The organism is Pseudoalteromonas ardens, assembly GCF_030125445.1.
In the GTDB taxonomy this organism is placed as follows: Bacteria; Pseudomonadota; Gammaproteobacteria; order Enterobacterales; family Alteromonadaceae; genus Pseudoalteromonas; species Pseudoalteromonas ardens.
Genome location: NZ_JASJUV010000011.1, coordinates 78,649 through 95,889, shown reverse-complemented (window position 1 = coordinate 95,889; position 17,241 = coordinate 78,649). Strand labels below are relative to the sequence as shown.

Annotated in this window: 14 protein-coding genes; 12 read left to right on the top strand and 2 right to left on the bottom strand. The window is 48.9% G+C overall.

From position 1 onward, the window contains the following. The first annotated feature begins 28 nt into the window (after positions 1–28). Together rpmE and QNM19_RS23020 are read left to right on the top strand one after the other, a co-directional pair. Positions 29–244, top strand: a complete 216-nt coding sequence (gene rpmE, locus QNM19_RS23025) for a 50S ribosomal protein L31 (RefSeq protein WP_010386197.1) — start codon at positions 29–31, stop codon at positions 242–244. A gap of 629 nt (positions 245–873) precedes the next feature. After that, complete coding sequence (locus tag QNM19_RS23020; protein WP_010386198.1) at positions 874–2,115, top strand: malic enzyme-like NAD(P)-binding protein; 1,242 nt, start codon at positions 874–876, stop codon at positions 2,113–2,115. Between the two features lie 73 nt (positions 2,116–2,188). On the opposite strand, the gene metJ is transcribed toward QNM19_RS23020, so the two are convergent. Beyond that, the gene (gene metJ, locus QNM19_RS23015) at positions 2,189–2,509 is read right to left on the bottom strand and encodes a met regulon transcriptional regulator MetJ (RefSeq protein WP_010386199.1); all 321 of its coding nucleotides are present in this window, start codon (positions 2,507–2,509) and stop codon (positions 2,189–2,191) included. 300 nt (positions 2,510–2,809) lie between these two features. Here metJ and metB point away from each other — a divergent pair, with 300 nt between their 5' ends. After that, a complete protein-coding gene (gene metB / locus QNM19_RS23010; RefSeq protein WP_010386200.1) occupies positions 2,810–4,033 on the top strand; it encodes a cystathionine gamma-synthase in 1,224 nt (407 codons plus the stop codon). 5 nt (positions 4,034–4,038) lie between these two features. Further along, positions 4,039–6,387, top strand: a complete 2,349-nt coding sequence (metL, locus tag QNM19_RS23005) for a bifunctional aspartate kinase/homoserine dehydrogenase II (protein ID WP_049865189.1) — start codon at positions 4,039–4,041, stop codon at positions 6,385–6,387. A 57-nt stretch (positions 6,388–6,444) separates the two neighbouring features. Here metL and QNM19_RS23000 read toward each other — a convergent pair whose 3' ends face one another. Continuing rightward, positions 6,445–8,892 (bottom strand): penicillin-binding protein 1A, encoded by a 2,448-nt coding sequence (locus QNM19_RS23000; protein ID WP_049865185.1) that lies wholly within the window; start codon positions 8,890–8,892, stop codon positions 6,445–6,447. 224 nt (positions 8,893–9,116) lie between these two features. On the opposite strand from QNM19_RS23000, the gene QNM19_RS22995 reads away from it, so the two are divergent. The 8 genes from QNM19_RS22995 (at position 9,117) to QNM19_RS22960 (ending at position 17,230) form a co-directional block, all read left to right on the top strand. Continuing rightward, positions 9,117–10,196, top strand: coding sequence for a pilus assembly protein PilM (locus QNM19_RS22995; protein WP_284027257.1), 1,080 nt, complete (start codon positions 9,117–9,119; stop codon positions 10,194–10,196). Beyond that, on the top strand, positions 10,184–10,780 hold the full coding sequence (locus QNM19_RS22990) for a PilN domain-containing protein (protein ID WP_049865186.1): 597 nt from the start codon (positions 10,184–10,186) through the stop codon (positions 10,778–10,780). Before QNM19_RS22995 ends, QNM19_RS22990 begins: the two co-directional genes overlap by 13 nt. 3 nt (positions 10,781–10,783) lie before the next feature. Then, entirely contained in the window at positions 10,784–11,389 is a 606-nt protein-coding gene (locus QNM19_RS22985) for a type IV pilus inner membrane component PilO (protein ID WP_049865187.1), read from the top strand. Beyond that, positions 11,386–11,925: a pilus assembly protein PilP gene (locus QNM19_RS22980; RefSeq protein WP_049865188.1), complete on the top strand. Its 540-nt coding sequence runs from the start codon at positions 11,386–11,388 to the stop codon at positions 11,923–11,925. Before QNM19_RS22985 ends, QNM19_RS22980 begins: the two co-directional genes overlap by 4 nt. A gap of 13 nt (positions 11,926–11,938) precedes the next feature. After that, positions 11,939–13,987, top strand: coding sequence for a type IV pilus secretin PilQ (locus QNM19_RS22975; protein WP_284027256.1), 2,049 nt, complete (start codon positions 11,939–11,941; stop codon positions 13,985–13,987). A 151-nt stretch (positions 13,988–14,138) separates the two neighbouring features. Beyond that, positions 14,139–14,657, top strand: a complete 519-nt coding sequence (gene aroK, locus QNM19_RS22970; protein ID WP_010386209.1) for a shikimate kinase AroK — start codon at positions 14,139–14,141, stop codon at positions 14,655–14,657. A 30-nt stretch (positions 14,658–14,687) separates the two neighbouring features. Beyond that, positions 14,688–15,758, top strand: a complete 1,071-nt coding sequence (gene aroB / locus QNM19_RS22965; protein ID WP_284027255.1) for a 3-dehydroquinate synthase — start codon at positions 14,688–14,690, stop codon at positions 15,756–15,758. Then, a complete protein-coding gene (locus tag QNM19_RS22960; RefSeq protein ID WP_284027254.1) occupies positions 15,758–17,230 on the top strand; it encodes an SPOR domain-containing protein in 1,473 nt (490 codons plus the stop codon). The genes aroB and QNM19_RS22960 overlap by 1 nt, the downstream gene beginning before the upstream one ends. The last annotated feature ends 11 nt before the right edge of the window (positions 17,231–17,241 follow it).

Sequence of the window (17,241 nt, the reverse complement as noted above, 5' to 3'; positions counted from 1 at the left end):
GCGATACGGCCTTAACTAGAGGTGTCCTATGAAAGAAGGTATTCATCCTACGTACGAAACAATTACAGCTACTTGTTCGTGCGGTAACAAATTCGAGACTCGTTCAACACTATGTAAAGACATTCACCTGGACGTATGTTCTGCATGTCACCCGTTCTACACAGGTAAGCAGAAGATCCTAGACACAGGTGGTCGTGTTGATCGCTTCAACAAGCGCTTTGGTGCGCTTAGCAGCAAGAAGTAAGTTTTACTTTTGCTGTAGAAAAAGCACCTTCGGGTGCTTTTTTCGTTTCTGTACCCTGTCATTTTTGGTTTTTTCGTATGCTGCATTTTATTATGCAAAGTGGACGGATCAGTGCCGTTTGGTCAGTAAAGTTTCCAGTAATGCGAGGTTATTGTCTGTAAGCCGGCGTGCTGTTGTGCTTGTAAAAACGCATTCTTGTGACAGTCATATCACAGCGTAAATTCCTCCTGAATGACCATATTCACCTGATTAATATGCATACCTATCCCTGTAAATGCCTCATTTCTTTTTATTTAATGTCATCTAAGTGTTGTTAAAATGCTTAACTTGGTAGTTAAGTGTCGGAAATTTGTTTTTTCTCGTTGTTTTATTCATCTGATTTATATTCCGCATAAAAATGACGCTATTTTGAACTGAAAGTGACACTTATCGGATCATTTATTGTGAGTTAAGATTGCCGAAAAGTAGCAAAAAAGTCGCTAAATATTGCTAACTGCCAACTATCTTTGCTTTAACAGGATAGACCTGATATGGCTTGAATTAATTTTTAAAAAAGGTATGGTTTAACACAGTTAGCGAATTTTTATCTCACTCTCACTTTCAACTTCTTCGTAGGAAAAAATCGCGTCATGTCAGACTTTCGTGAACAAGCGTTACATTACCATGCCCACCCCGTTCCAGGAAAAATCAGCGTAGAGTTGACCAAGCCTGCAGAAACCGTCAAAGACTTAGCCCTGGCATACAGCCCGGGTGTTGCGGAGCCGGTTCGTGAAATTGCAGCCGATCCCAGCAATGCATACCGTTACACAGGTAAAGGTAACATGGTGGCTGTGATCAGTAATGGTACTGCTATTTTGGGATTAGGTAACCTGGGTCCGTTGGCGTCCAAGCCAGTGATGGAAGGTAAAGCCCTGCTGTTTAAGCGCTTTGCTGGCCTGGATTCAATTGATATTGAAGTTAAGCACCGTACAACTGAAGACTTTATCAATACAGTTGCAAATATTGCCGATACTTTTGGCGGTATTAACCTGGAAGACATCAAAGCACCTGAGTGTTTTGAGATTGAGCGTGCGCTGATCGAGCGATGTGATGTGCCGGTATTCCATGATGATCAGCACGGCACCGCGATTGTCACCGCTGCGGGTATGTTGAATGCGCTGGAGATCCAGGGCAAGAACATTCATGACGCCATTATCGTTTGTCTGGGAGCGGGTGCAGCTGCCATCGCGTGTATGGAGCTTTTGATTAAGTGTGGCGCACAACGTGAACACATTTATATGCTTGACCGCAAAGGGGTTATTCACACTCGTCGTGATGATCTCAACGAATACAAGAAGTTGTTTGCCAATAACACGGACAAGCGCACGTTACAGGACGTGATCGAAGATGCCGACGTGTTTGTGGGTGTCTCTGGCCCGGATCTGTTGTCACCGGAAGATCTGAAATTAATGGCTGATAAGCCAGTGGTATTTGCCTGTTCTAACCCGGACCCTGAGATCAGCCCGGAAGTGGCACATGGCGCGCGTGATGATCTGATCATGGCAACGGGTCGCTCTGATTACCCTAACCAGGTGAACAATGTACTGTGCTTCCCGTTTATCTTCCGGGGTGCGCTGGACGTGCGTGCCACGGCCATTAACGATGAAATGAAGATTGCAGCGGTAGAAGCAATCCGCAGCATTGCCAAAGAGCCAGTGCCAGCTGAAGTACTTAAAGCGGCGGATGTGGACAGCCTGGAGTTTGGTGAACATTACATCATCCCTAAGCCGATGGACCCACGTTTGTTGCCACGTATCGCCAGAGCCGTTGCTGAGGCCGCGGTAGAGTCGGGTGTTGCACAAATTGAGATGCCAGAAAACTACATGGCATAAGCCAGCCTGAGCAAAAAAAAGCCTCACAATGTGAGGCTTTTTTTATTGCTGTTTTTCACTGGCACTGCAAAGATTATTCTTCATTAATCTCTGGGATCTCCAGACCCATTTCCGTCATGATCTGACGGACTTCTGCCGGGATTTTTTCCGGGTTGTCTTTGCGCAGATCTTCGTCACCAGGGAGTGGCTGGCCGGTAAAGGCATGCAGAAATGCCTCACACAGTAACTCACTGTTCGTCGCGTGGCGCAGGTTATTGACCTGGCGACGGGTGCGCTCATCGGTCAGCACTTTCAGTACGTTGAGCGGGATAGAAACAGTAATCTTTTTTACCTGTTCTGATTTCTTACCGTGTTCTGCATAAGGGTGAATATATTCACCGTTCCATTTAGCCATAGTGATGTACTTGCCTCAGTGTTGTAGATGCAATGCGAATAAGACTGTGTACTGTGTATGGATCCAACCGTGACACGTAGGCTCTCTGTTGGCAATGTTGCACGTCATTTGCCATAGTTTAAGCTCAAATACTCAGTCTTATTAGCATAGAGTTCGCGTTGAGTGGCGAAATTTTATCGGTTTAAAAAAGATAGTCAAATACTAGTTATTTAGCCATTTAGCGGTATAAATGTTTTGACTTCTAACTTTTGTTCATCTAACCTTTTAGACGTCTAAACATCTAATTCATCCAGGTGACCTATGAGCCAAAGCAACAAGTCAACCATAGCGGTACGTACAGGCATAGATGCTGACAAGCATCATGGTGCGGTGGTGCCGCCGCTTTATCTGTCGACCACCTATTCTTTCGCGGATTTTGATAAAAAGCGCGATTACGATTATGGCCGCAGTGGTAACCCGAATCGCGATATTCTTGCGCAAACACTGGCGGAGCTGGAAGGTGGCGCTAAGGGGATCATTACCGCAACGGGTATGGCCGCGGTTCACCTGGTGACTCAGTTACTGAATGCTGATGATACCTTAGTGATCCCACACGACTGTTATGGGGGCAGCTACCGCTTGTTTACCTCGCTGGAAAAGCGTGGTTTGCTCAAGGTAAAAGTACTGGATCTGACACGCAGTGACAGTTTGCAGGAAATTCTGGCCATTAAACCTAAACTGGTCTGGATTGAAACACCAAGTAACCCCATTTTACGCTTAACGGATATCCAGGCTGTTGTGGATGTCGCCGCGCAGTGCGGTGCGCTGGTTGCTGCTGACAATACTTTCTTGTCGCCGGCACTGCAAAACCCCATCGCATTTGGGGTCGATATAGTGGTGCATTCCACCACTAAATATATCAATGGTCACTCTGATGTTGTGGGTGGGGCTGTGATTGCCAAAACCGAAGAGCTGGGTGATGAACTGGCCTGGTGGGCCAACAATATCGGCATCACGGGTGCGCCGTTTGACAGCTACCTGACTTTACGTGGATTGCGTACACTCAATGTTCGCCTTAAACAGCATCAGGAGAATGCGCTGGCGATTGCACGTTACCTTGAGCAATCAGAGTTTGTTAGCCAGGTTTATTATCCCGGGCTGGAAAGCCACCCTCAGCACGCACTGGCGAAACAGCAGCAGCAAGGTTTCGGCGGCATGGTGAGTTTTGATATTAAAGGGGAACTGGCGGATGCTGCTAAGTTCCTGACCAGTGTGAAGCAATTCTCCCTGGCAGAATCCCTGGGGGGCGTTGAAAGTTTGATCTGTCACCCGGCAACTATGACACATGCCGGCATGGACCCGGCTGCACGGCTTGAGGCGGGTGTTGGTGACACACTGATCCGTATTTCAGTGGGGATTGAGGAAATCGACGATTTATTAGCAGACTTTGAGCAGGCATTTGCTGCGGTGAAGGCCGCGCAAGGCAACTCCAGTGACAATGCGAAAGCATTTAAGCTCTCGCCAGCACATACGGCATTGTGGTAGAAGAAATGACAAAAGCAGTACATAAATTCGGCGGGTCGAGCCTGAGCTCGGCTGCTCGTTATCAGGCGGTTGCCAATATCATCATTGGGCAGTGCCAGAGCGGTGACTGTATCGTGGTATCGGCTGCAGGTAAAACGACCAATACTTTGGTTGCCTTGTGGCAGAGTTATCAGCAGCAGGACGAACGGGCTTTTAGTGACATCTTGTTGCAAGTGGAAAACCATCAGTTGCAGCTAATTGATGAATTGTTTAACGCACCGCAGCAATCCTCGCTGGTCGCTGAATTACGGGATGAGCTGAGTAGCATCGGTCGTCAGGCACAGTCACGCCAGTTGCTCGAAGCCCCGTTGTTGGCGTTTGGTGAGATTTGGTCAGCGCGTTTACTGGCAGCTTTGTTGAACACCCTGAATATTGCTGCGCAGGATGTTGATGCGCGTACTTTGTTTACCCAGCATCAGGGACAACTGATGCACAGTCAAAACCGCAGTGCCTGCCATCAGGCACTTGATCAGGACAAAATATATGTTGTGACCGGTTTTATTGCCGCTGATAGTGCAGGCAATACGGTCACATTGGGGCGTAACGGCAGTGACTACAGCGCCACATTATTAGCCAACTATTTAGATGCAGCGTCTGTGTCTATCTGGACCGACACGCCAGGCGTTTTCAGCACCGATCCACGTAAAGTGGGTAATGCAATCAAGTACAGCAAAGTGTGCCGCGCGCAAGCTAATTTGCTGGCACGACTTGGCAACCCGGTTTTGCACGCAAAAACACTGTCTCCACTTAAAGAGACCGCCATTAAGCTTCAGGTACGCAGCAGTTTTGACCCCGACGTGCAGGGCACCGAAGTGGTCAAGCAAGGCTACAGCAAAGAAAAGCGCTTTGTGACCACCTTTGGCGATCTGGACTTATTGCGCGTTGATACACTGGTTTCTGGCGAAGTCGGGGCCCTGAGTCAGCTGATCCAGCATGGCATCCACCACTTCAACCAAAACGGCGAAGATTACCTGCTGGTGCCCAGTGAATTCACACATCAGGTTGTTTTGCGCCTGAGCGGCCGGGTCACTATCGTTGAATCTCACCTGCGTGGTTTTGCTGTGGTTGCACCTAGCCCGGACATTGCACCGTTAGTGCGCCAGGCACAGGCGGTACTGGATGAACAGGCCGTGGTGGTGCGCTTTACTCACAGTGCCACAGATTATGCTTTATTCCTTACAGATCAGGCTATTGACAGTGATGTATTGGCTATCTTGCACGACAAACTGGTGAACAAAGGGCGTGAACTGGCGGTGATCATCGCCGGTCTGGGCAACGTTGGCGAGGTCTTCCTGAGCCAGTGTCAGCAACAAATTGCGCGCCTTCAGAGCCAGTTTGATTTGAAAGTGGTGGCACTGTTACGCTCACAGAAAATGGTGTTCTGCCCGAGCGGCTTAACGTTGTCGCAATGGCAACAGCAGTGGCACAGTGAGGCGCAGGATTACTCGCATGAAGAACTGCTGGATCGCATTAGCGAGCTGGATTATGAACACAAGGTGGTGATTGATATCACTGCCAGTGAGGCATTTAGCCAGCTTTACCCGGATTTTGCGGCCCACGATTGCCATCTGATCAGTGCGAACAAGTATGCTGGAACTGCGCAACATGACTGGTATCAGGCATTGCGTACTCAGTTGCAAGAGCGTAATTTGCTGTGGCGCTATAACACCAGTGTTGGCGCCGGGCTGCCTGTCAATTTCGCGCTGGCCGATCTGCAAAATAGCGGCGACAGAGTCGTGCGCATTGAAGGGGTGTTTTCGGGCACTTTATCCTGGTTGTGTAGCAGTTTTGATGGCACTCGTCCTTTCTCTGAGCTGGTATTGGCGGCACAAGAAATGGGGTATACCGAGCCGGATCCCAGAGAAGATTTATCCGGTCGCGATATGCAACGCAAGCTATTGATCCTGGCACGTGAACTGGGTTTACAGCTCGAGCTGGACGACATTGCCTTAGAGGCGCTGATGCCTGAGACATTGGCTGAAGGCAGTTGGGAAGCCTTTTTGGCACGCAAAGATGAGTTAGATGCGTTTTATCAGCAACGTCAGGAAGCAGCTCAGGCTGCTGACAAAGTGCTGAGGTATACCGGTGCCCTGGAGATTGACGCATCAGGAACAGTCCGTGCCAAAGTGGGCATTGCGCAAGTTGCTCAGGGGAGCGCGATTGCCAATTTAACCCCGGGGGACAATATTTTTGTGATAACCACCCAGTGGTATGAACAAAACCCCTTGGTTATTCAAGGGCCAGGTGCGGGTAAAGAAGTAACCGCAGCGGGGATCCACTCCGACCTGTACTGGTTAACGCAGCAGCTGAGATAACCGAAAGAAAGACAAAAAAGGCCGGTGACTGTCACCGGCCTTTTTGCGTTAAGGCTATTAGAACAGCTCTTCTGTATCCGGGAGTTGCTCTTCAAACGGCGTACTGGAGCCTGTTTCAAGTACGTATTTTGTTGGGGTGGTGCCACGTTCAAAATATTCGAAACGGCTGGTGTGATCGTTACGCTCACTCAATAACCCGGTTTTTAAATCGATGCGCACAGACACCAGGCCCGGAGGCGGGTCAATTGGTGCAAGTGGCTCATCTTTCAATGCTGCACGCATAAACTGCACCCAGCCCGGCAGTGCTGATGTGGCACCGGCTTCGGCACCGACGACCTGTTGCTTACCCAGATTGGCGTTATACGCTGCGCGGCCCAGTGACTTACCCGGATCGTCAAATCCGACCCAAACGGTGGTGAGTACGTTGCGATTAAACCCCGTAAACCAGGTATCGACCGAGCTGTTGGTGGTACCGGTTTTGCCGGCCAAGTCTTTGCGCTTCAGCGCCTGTGCACGCCAGCCGGTGCCAGTCCAGCCGGTTTTGTGTTTCCAGCTGCCGCCACCCCAGATCGCGCTTTTCATTGCGTCGGCGATTAAAAATGCATTGCGCTCGGAAATGATCCGCGGTGCACAGGTGTACTGGTCGACTTCCCATTCTTCTTCACTACAGATGTTCAGTGGCTGGGCGGCACCCAGAACATTGCCATAGCTGTCGGTGAGTTTTTCAATAAAATAGGTTTCGACTAAGTGCCCACCATTGGCAAAGGCACTCATACCGCGGGCCATTTCCAGCGGCGTTAGTGATGCACTGCCCAGAGCCAGCGATTCGCTGCGAACAATGTCCTCGTTATTAAAACCAAACTTGAGAATATGGTCGGCGGCTGCGTTGAGCCCCATACCCCGCAGTAAGCGTACTGACACAACGTTTTTCGACTGAGCCAGAGCACGGCGAATACGAATTGGGCCACTGTACACATCTGGGCTGTTTTTCGGACGCCAGGCGACGCCCATGCTTTTATCCCAATGATTGATTGGGGCATCGTTGATGATGGTCGACAACGTGTAGCCAGCTTCCAGCGCACCCGAGTAGATAAATGGCTTGATGTTCGAACCAACCTGGCGCTTAGCCTGAACGGCCCGATTGTACTGGCTTTGACGGAAACTGTAGCCGCCAACCAGGGCTTTAATGCGACCACTTTGTGGATCTAATGACACCAACGCACTGGCAGGCTGAGGAAATTGGCTGAGTAGCCAATTCTGGTCTTTATTACGCACCCAGATCTGCATACCCGGCGCGAGAATATCACTTGCTTGTTTCGGCGGTAACCCCTGGCGGCGCTCTGTGATATATGCACGCGCCCATTTTAACCCGGACCAGGGCACAGTGATTGAGGTGCCGTCTTTGAGCAATACCGTGGCACTTTGCTCTTCAAGTGCTGTCACAACACCTGCTTGAAGCGGGTCTATTTCTTTGACACTGCGCAGTTTCTCCAGGATCTGAGTAGTCGACCAGGGGGCTTCCTCTGGTTGCCAGTATTGCGCTTGCGGGCCACGGAAGCCGTGTCGCATATCATAAGCGTGCAGGTTGTCGATCAGGGCTTGTTGTGCAGCGGCCTGAACGTCGGATTCGACTGTGGTATAAACCTTAAAACCGGAGTTGTAGGCCTGGTCTTCACCATAGGTTTTCACCATGTAAGCGCGGACCATTTCCGATATATAAGGCGCATAGAGTTCTATTTCAGCGCCGTGTCGTTTTGCCGTGATCGGTGCCTGAGTGGCCTCGTTGTATTGGGCCTGAGAGATGTAGCCTTCAGTCAGCATCCTGCCCAACACGACGTTGCGGCGTAACTTGGCACGTTGCGGGTTACGGATTGGATTGAGTGCTGAAGGTGCTTTGGGCAGGCCGGCCAGCATCGCCATTTGCGCCAGGCTCAGCTCATGTAGTTCCTTGCCATAATACACCTGGGCAGCTGCTCCGATCCCAAAGGCTCGATGACCCAGTTCTATTTTATTGAGGTAAAGCTCAAGAATTTCATCTTTATTGAGTAATCGTTCGATATGTAAGGCGATAAAGATTTCTTTCACTTTACGAATATAGGCCTTTTCTCGGGTCAGGAAGAAGTTTCGTGCCAGCTGCATGGTGATGGTACTGGCACCTTGTTTTTTCTCTCCGGTGCTGACCAGGACGATAAATGACCGCACAATGCCGATAGGATCGATGCCAAAATGATCATAAAAGCGGTTGTCTTCGGTGGCCAGAAAAGCCTGGAGTAAAGGCTCTGGAATGTCATTAATTTTAACCGGAATACGGCGTTTCTCGCCAAACTGATTGATCAGTTTGCCGTCGCGGGTAAAGACCTGCATTGGGGTTTGCAGCTGTACATCTTTTAAAACCTTTACACTGGGAATGTCTGATTTGACATAGTAATAAAGGCCGAACAAGGTAAGCAGGCCCAGTGTCGTGCAAAGCAGTATAAGTTGTAGTAATCTTTTTAATAAATTCACGAATTTATCCCTAGCGAGACTCCCAATTACAATCGGACGCTGTTAGTATATCCTGATTAAAAAACGATTAATAATTTTTGCGTAAATTACTTTGTGCCTAATGAAGGTGCATGGGAGTGTGGCCGAAAGTTGGCAAGTAGTATAACGCTTTTCGCCAAACTGTACCTAAATGACTAAACTCTTAATTAACACTGTACAGAATTCTGGATACTTGGGCTAACGGCATGTTGCGTCAATTCTTAAAAAAACAAGCTCCAATGATGGTCGGGGTAGACATAGGCTCACACTGCGTAAAGGCTGTTATGTTAGCCGAATCAAGCGCAGGGTACCGGGTTGAGGCCGTTGCCATTGAACCACTACCCAAAGGCGCAATGAAAGAGCGTGCCATTCAGGATATTGAAGCGGTCGGTAAAGTCATCAGTAAAATACGCAAACGCCTGCCAAAAACCAGTCACTTTGCAGCGGTTGCTGTCTCTGGCCAAACGGTCATTACCAAAATGATTTTTATGGATGTGTCGTTAAGCGATGCTGAATTAGAATCACAAATCGCGATTGAGGCCGATAGCCTGATCCCTTATCCACTCGATGAAGTCAGCCTGGATTTCGAAAAGCTAACGGTGAATGAGGCGGATCCTTCTAAGGTCAATGTGCTGTTGTCTGCGGCCAGGACGGAAAGTGTACAGGCGCGTGTAAGTGCACTGGAAGAAGCAGGCTTAAAAGCGAAAGTTGTGGATGTTGAAAGTTACGCTCTCGCCCGTTCTGCTGAGGTTTTGTATGGTCAGCTGCCCTCTGATGCTTACGATAAAGTCGTCGGGATCATTGATATTGGTGCTGTGGTGACTTTGGTGAGTGTCGTACAGTCCGGTAAAACGCTATATACCCGGGACCAGGTTTTTGGTGGAGAGCAGTACACCAATAGCATTGTTGCGTATTACAACAAGAGTTTTGATCAGGCCGAGTTGGCAAAAACCACCGGTGATTTGCCGCCGAACTATACCTTTGAAGTACTCGCACCATTCCAGACTTCGCTGTTACAGCAGGTGCGTCGTGCACTACAAATGTTTATGACGACCAGTGGCCAGGAGCAGGTCGACTACATTGTTTTGACCGGTGGGACTGCACAAGTGGAAGGGCTCGACCGTTTGCTTGTGGATGAGCTGGGTGTGCATGCGATTGTGGCGGATCCGTTTGCGAATATGGAAATAGCGCCTAAAGTGGATCGAGGTGTACTGAATAATCACAGAGCGCAGTTTGCCATCGCAACCGGGTTGGCACTGAGGAGCTTTTCGTCATGCCACATATAAATTTACTGCCCTGGCGTGAGCAGCAACGGCAGGCTTCTCAACAAAAATTCCTGACCATATTGGGGATCATCGTCGCTGCCAGCTTAGCGCTGATGTACGGCATTGGTGCATTTTATGACACCCTTAAAGAAGGGCAGGAAATCAAGAACCTGTATCTGTCCAGTGAGATTAAAAAGCTGGATAAGCGGATCGGGGAAATCCGCGGGTTGAACCAACAAAAAGAAAACCTGCAGCGTCGGATCCGGCTGATTGAAGAGTTGCAGAGCAACCGTAATTTGGGCACGCAGATCATTGATGAGGTGACCCGGGTTGTGCCAGCGGGCGTCTATCTGACGAGTCTGGAACGACAACAGAATATGATCAAAGTGATTGGCCGCAGTGAATCGAACAACCGCCTGTCGCAAATGTTGCGAGCAGTCGAGTCGTCTTATTTATTGCGGGATCCGTTACTCCAGGGCATTGTCGCTGGTGAACGCGAAGAGCGTTTACTGAGTAATTTCACGATGAATTTTTACGTTAAAACGTTCGCTCAAATGGAGAAAGAACGCGCCGAGTTAGCTCAGACAACGCAGGCGGAGAATTAGGCCATGAAACTTGATTTGAAGTCGCTGCAGGAGATCGACTGGAACGAAATTGAGCTGGATAACATTGGCGAGTGGCCGATGCCAGTGAAAGCCATTTGTTGCGCTGTAGTGGTGGTGATCATGCTGGTCGTAGGATACAGCATGCTGGTCTCTGCGTCGGTGGCCAGCTTTGAGCGAGCGGTCAAAAAAGAAGAAGAGTTGCGCACCAGCTACCGCGTCAAATACGGTCGGGCAAATAACCTGGAGTTATATCGACAGCAAATGCAGGACATGGAAGCGCAGTTTTCTCAATTATTAAGAAAACTGCCAACCTCGAATGAAACCCCGGGGTTGCTCGATGATTTAACGTATGTTGGCACATCCAGTGGCCTGACGTTTCTAAAAATAGGCTGGCTGCCTGAGATTAAAAAAGAATTTTATACGGAACTGCCAATTAATCTTGAAGTTGTGGGGACGTATCACGAGTTTGGTGAGTTTGTCAGTAAAGTGGCGCAGTTGCCGCGTATTGTGAGTTTGCATGATTTTCGTATTGAGGGAGCAGGCAATAATCAGTTGGTGTTTAGCGTGGTAGCAAAAACCTACCGCTACGAACAGGAGACTGAAGAATGAGGCGTCTGCTGGTTTTGTTTGCGATGATTGCACTGACAGGGTGTAACGATAACACTGCAGAACAAAAAGAGTTTATTGACCGGGTGCAGGCGAATGCGACTCCGAGCATAGAGCCTATGCCCGAAATGGCGCAGTTTGAGCACTTTCCCTATAGTGCGGCTCAACTACGCAGTCCTTTTGTCGCCCCACAACCGGAAGTCATTGAGAGTCGCCTGGTACAGGTTAAAAACTGTCTTCACCCAGATCCGAATCGTCCCCGAGATCCGCTAGAAAAATACGCGCTGGATAATTTGATGATGAAAGGCACGATCACACGCGGTGAGACGGTATGGGCGTTGATCAGAGCTGGCGAGCAAGGTTTGTTCAGAATAAAGAAAAATGAATACATGGGTTTGTATCACGGTAAAGTGGTGAGCGTACAAGCCGACCATCTGGAGCTGATGGAACTGATCCCAGACGGAACGGGATGTTGGAAAGAGCGCCTGAGCAAAGTCGAAATGGTGGAAGCCGAGGACATCGGTGCCAGTGAAGAATAAAAAAGGTGAAAATATGATTGCGCGCGACGGGATCAAACACGTTGTGAAAACTCTGATGGGTGGCATTTTAATGGGCACAGCGTTGCTCGCCCAGGCAATGCCAATGCTGTACGATGTGCGTTATAACCCGGTGCCGAGCGGAGAAACTGAGCTACAGCTTGTGTTTGATGAAAAGCTGGCGATTGAACCCAAAGTGCAGGTGCTGAATGAGCCGGCACGTATAGAGTTGTTTTTCCCGGATGCAGAATACGAAGAAAGCCTGGAACTGCTCAAAGTGAACCAAGCCGGGATTGAGCGGATCAAGAGCAGGATGGAACAGGGCGGATTTGTGCTGAGTGTTGAAATGTCTGCACTTAAACTCTATCGCACTGAGGTTAAAAATAATCTGGTTTACATCAAAGTTTCAGATCAGCCAATTCCAGTTTCCAGCGAGGATACGCAACCTGATACGCTGCACAGCGAGATGAATCGGATCCAAAATATTGATTTCCGTCGCACAGATAAAGGTGCTGCTCAGATCCTAGCCTTTCTGGATTCCAGTCAGGCGGCGATCGATGTGCAGGAGCGAGGCGGGCAGATTTACGCTGACTTTCATCATATTGCCATCCCGGATGAGTTACTATATGAGCTGGATGTGGTTGATTTTGGCACCATTGTGAGTACGGTTGAAACCTTCCGTGAAGAGGGGAAAAGTCGTTTGGTGATCAAACCTAATGGCGCTTTTAAGTTCAATTATCAGCAATTAGACAACATCTTTACCCTGACAGTAGAAAAAGACGATCAGGAATTTTCGTATGCGGATACGAAAAATTATCAGGGACAGCCGATCACATTGAACTTTCAGGATATCCCGATCCGTTCTGTGTTGCAGATAATCGCCGATACTAACAACTTTAATCTGGTCACCAGTGATTCGGTTACGGGCAACATTACCTTGCGCCTGGATGGTGTCCCCTGGGATCAGGCACTGGATGTGGTGTTACGGGTGAAAGGGCTTGATAAACGCATGGAAGGAGCTATTTTGATGGTGGCGCCGTCTGAAGAGCTGGCCGCCAGAGAAGCAAAAGAGTTGCAGGCAAAACGTCAGGTTGAAGAGCTGGAGCCTTTATATAGTGAATACATTCAGCTGAATTACGCTAAAGCAGAAGAATTCGCTGATTTACTTAAAACGGATGAAAACTCCATCATCAGCCTGCGTGGCAGTGTCTCTGTGGATAAGCGGACCAATACCCTGCTGATTAAGGACACCTCGCGTAGCATTGAAAACGTCAGACGTATGGTTGAGACGCTGGATGTGCCGGTTAAGCAGGTGCGTATTGAATCGCGTATGGTTACGGTGTCAGATAACATTCAGGAAGACTTGGGGATCCGTTGGGGGTTCAGTGATCAACAAGGCACAGATGCGATTTCGGGCTCTCTGGAGGCAACTAATAAGCTCTCCGGAGGCACTATCCCTGATTTAGCCGAGCGTCTGAATGTGAATTTGCCGGTACAAGGTTCAACGGCAGGCAGTATAGGCATGCACATTGCTAAACTGTCAGACGGGACTTTGATAGACTTGGAGCTGTCAGCGCTGGAGCAGGAGAACAAGGGTGAGATCATCGCAACACCCAGCATTACGACTGCAAACCAGAAAACGGCGCGGATTGAGCAGGGTACTGAGATCCCTTATGTGGAATCGGCTTCCAGTGGTGCATCGACCGTTCAGTTTAAAAAAGCGGTGCTGAGTTTAGAGGTGACACCGCAAATAACGCCGGATAATAAAATTATTTTGGATCTGGTCATAACCCAGGACACACGGGGTGATACAGTACAAACAGCCAATGGCCCGGCTGTGGCGATAAATACACAAAGGATCCAGACTCAGGTCTTGGTCGAAAATGGTCAGACGGTTGTGTTAGGGGGCATTTATCAGCAGGAAATGACCAATGCGGTGAGCAAGGTGCCTGTACTGGGAGATGTACCCTACTTAGGTGTCCTATTTAGGAACACACGAGAAATCAATGAAAAGAGAGAGTTATTGATTTTTGTGACACCTAAGATCATGCATGATTCACTGTAGTCAGACTAAAATAACAATAATGGGCGTGAAAGTTGCCTTTTGACTTGAAATCACGCATTGATTGCTGAGATAATCCCCTCCTTAATTTTGGGGCCAGGTCGTTAGGCGGGGTTTTATTTCAAATTTTAGAGTTCGTTTGTACTAAAAAGATATGGCTGAGAAACGTAATATATTTCTGGTAGGCCCAATGGGGGCTGGTAAGAGCACGATTGGTCGTCACATTGCGGACCAATTACATCTGGAGTTCTTCGATTCAGATCAAGAAATCGAGCGCCGCACTGGTGCTGATATCTCCTGGGTGTTCGATATTGAAGGGGAAGAAGGGTTTCGTCGTCGCGAAGAGACCGTGATTTCTGATCTTACCGAAAAGCAAGGCATCGTATTGGCTACTGGCGGCGGCTCGGTCATCAGTAAAGAGGTACGTAACAAACTATCTGCTCGTGGTATTGTGGTTTATCTTGAAACCCCAATTGAGAAGCAAGTAGCACGTACCCAGCGCGATAAGCGTCGTCCTTTGCTACAAACAGAAGAAGATTCACGCGACGTATTAGTGCGTCTGGCAGATGAACGTGAACCACTGTATAAAGAAGTGGCGGATCACGTTGTACGCACAGATGAACAAAGCGCCAAAGTGGTTGCTAATCAAATCATTGAGAAGTTAGATTTCTAAACATGTAGGCTAGATAGGAGGTGACGGCACATGCTTGAATTAACAGTAGATTTAAACGAGCGTAGCTATCCTATCTATATTGGCCAAGATCTTCTTACCGATCAGGGGCGGTTATTGCAGCATATTGGCAATGCGCGCCCCGTCATCATCAGCAACGAGACTGTTGCACCTTTGTATCTGGATACATTACTCACGCAGTTAGAGGGCAAAGCGCCGCTTCATTTTTGCATTCCTGATGGGGAGCAATACAAATCTCTGGAGTGGTTTGAGCGTATTAACGCATTTTTGCTTGAGCACAACTGTGGTCGGGATACCTGTCTGATTGCTTTAGGTGGCGGCGTAGTTGGTGATCTGACCGGTTTTGTTGCAGCCTGCTATCAGCGTGGTGTGCCATTCATTCAGATCCCGACAACCTTACTGTCTCAGGTAGATTCGTCGGTTGGTGGCAAAACAGCCGTCAATCATCCTTTAGGTAAAAATATGATAGGTGCTTTCTATCAGCCTAAAGCGGTGTTTATTGATACCAATACACTGAAGAGTTTACCACCGCGCGAGTTCGCAGCGGGCATGGCTGAAGTGATTAAGTACGGCCTGATTTACGACAAAGATTTTCTGACACTACTTGAAGATAATGGCAATGCTTTGCACGAGTTGGACACCGACTTGTTAATGCAAGTGATCCATCGTTGCTGTGCCATCAAAGCCGACATTGTCGCACAAGATGAGAAAGAAGCTGGATTGCGTGCGCTGCTGAATCTGGGGCATACGTTTGGCCATGCCATTGAAGCGCAGATGGGTTATGGCGTATGGCTTCACGGTGAAGCGGTCGCTGCGGGCATGATGTTAGCGGCCCGTCTGGCACATCTTAGAAGCGCGTTAACTGAGCATGAAGTCGCGCGTATCGCAGCTTTGCTAGAAATGTATCAATTGCCAGTTGCACCGCCCACATCGATGACAACGGCACAGTTTATCTCTCACATGCGTAAAGATAAGAAAAATAAACAAGGTAAGATCCGCTTTATCGTACCTACCAGTCTGGGCAAGTGCCAGCTGGTCGATGACGTATCTGATGACACCTTAGGCCAGCTAATAGGGCACTGATGCAGTCGCAAATCTTACCGAGTCGTGCCGCTTTGGTCGACCGGATTGCAATGCAGTTTGAGTATGGACAAAACCTGATCTGCCTGGTTGGTAACTCAGGGCTAGGCAAAAGTTACCTGGCTGAGTCTTTCATCACAGACAAGTACCCTGACTTTAGCAAAGCTTTTGTTAAGTTGGGTGCACATACCAAAGACACCGAGCTGGTTCAGCAGCTGTTAGAAAATAGCTTTCGCGCACCGCTAGTCGACCATAAGTTGTCCTTAAGTGAGAATTTCTTTGTTCTGTATAATGAGCAACCTTGTGGTCCGTGCCTCTGGGTCATTGATGGTGCACGTCACCTGAGTGATGAGCTGATCCAGGAGCTTCAGCTGCTGGCTAAAAAGGCCCCGGACACTTTATATATTCTGGTAACAGGACAAGCCCCTAAGATATTGCCCGAAGCGCTGGATATTCATCTGGAGTCCCTGTCATTAACGGAAAGTCGCCGCCTGATGGCGATGTTTTTTCCAGAGTTACCGCCTTCAGAAGATCCTATATTCAACACCTTCTTGAGTGAAGCGGGCGGTAACCCCAGCATTTTGCTCGAATGGCAGCAAAACCAGCATCAATTGACGCTGAAATCCAAACAAACAATGAGTAGCCGGCAATGGAAAGGGTTTTTGGGTGCCTTTGTTGTGATTACGGCCTTGTTTCTGGTCGCACTGCTTTATCAAAAAGATTTGGCCGATCTATTGCGTCTGCAACAGGATGTTGGCGCAACCTCGGTTGAGGTATTGCCTGAACCGACTGTGCTGACGACGCAAGAGGCGCTCTCGGATGAAATCGCGCAGCCTGTTTCCCGGGCATTAACAGAGCGATCAGATAGCAGCGACACTCAGCTTCCTTTGCAGCATGATGTACAATCCATACTCGGCGCGTTAACCCAGGGCCAGGCTGCTGGGGACGAGTATCAAGTCGAAATAAATGAAGAAGACGCTGAACACACTGCCGCGTCTGACAGAGATGCACAAGGTGAACCTAATGCGTCGGCAGCGGTCGCACAAGTACTGACGCAACCAGATATATCAAGCGATGGCGCTGAGCGTACAGACATCAATGAAGAGGTTGAAACGCCAGAGCCGGTCATTATAACACAGCCTCAGGTGCAGCCGGATCCGGTTTCAGGCTTATCAGACAATGCCTGGTTTTTGGCGCAAGACAGTAATGCCTGGACTATTCAACTGCTGGCTGTGACTGATGAGTCTGTGGCACGGCGATATATCGAGCAACATAAGTTGTCGCAGATCCGAACCGCTCAGGTTATGCGTGCAGGCAAGGCGTGGTGGTTTGTGACCCTGGCGCCATTTGCAACCTTAGATGACGCGAAACAGGCCCGGACTGAATTACCTGAAGCCGTGTTAGCAGGACAGCCATTTTTTAAACGTATCGTGCAAATTAAGCAACAAATCCAACAGTCACAAACGCAAAAATAGTGTAGAATCGC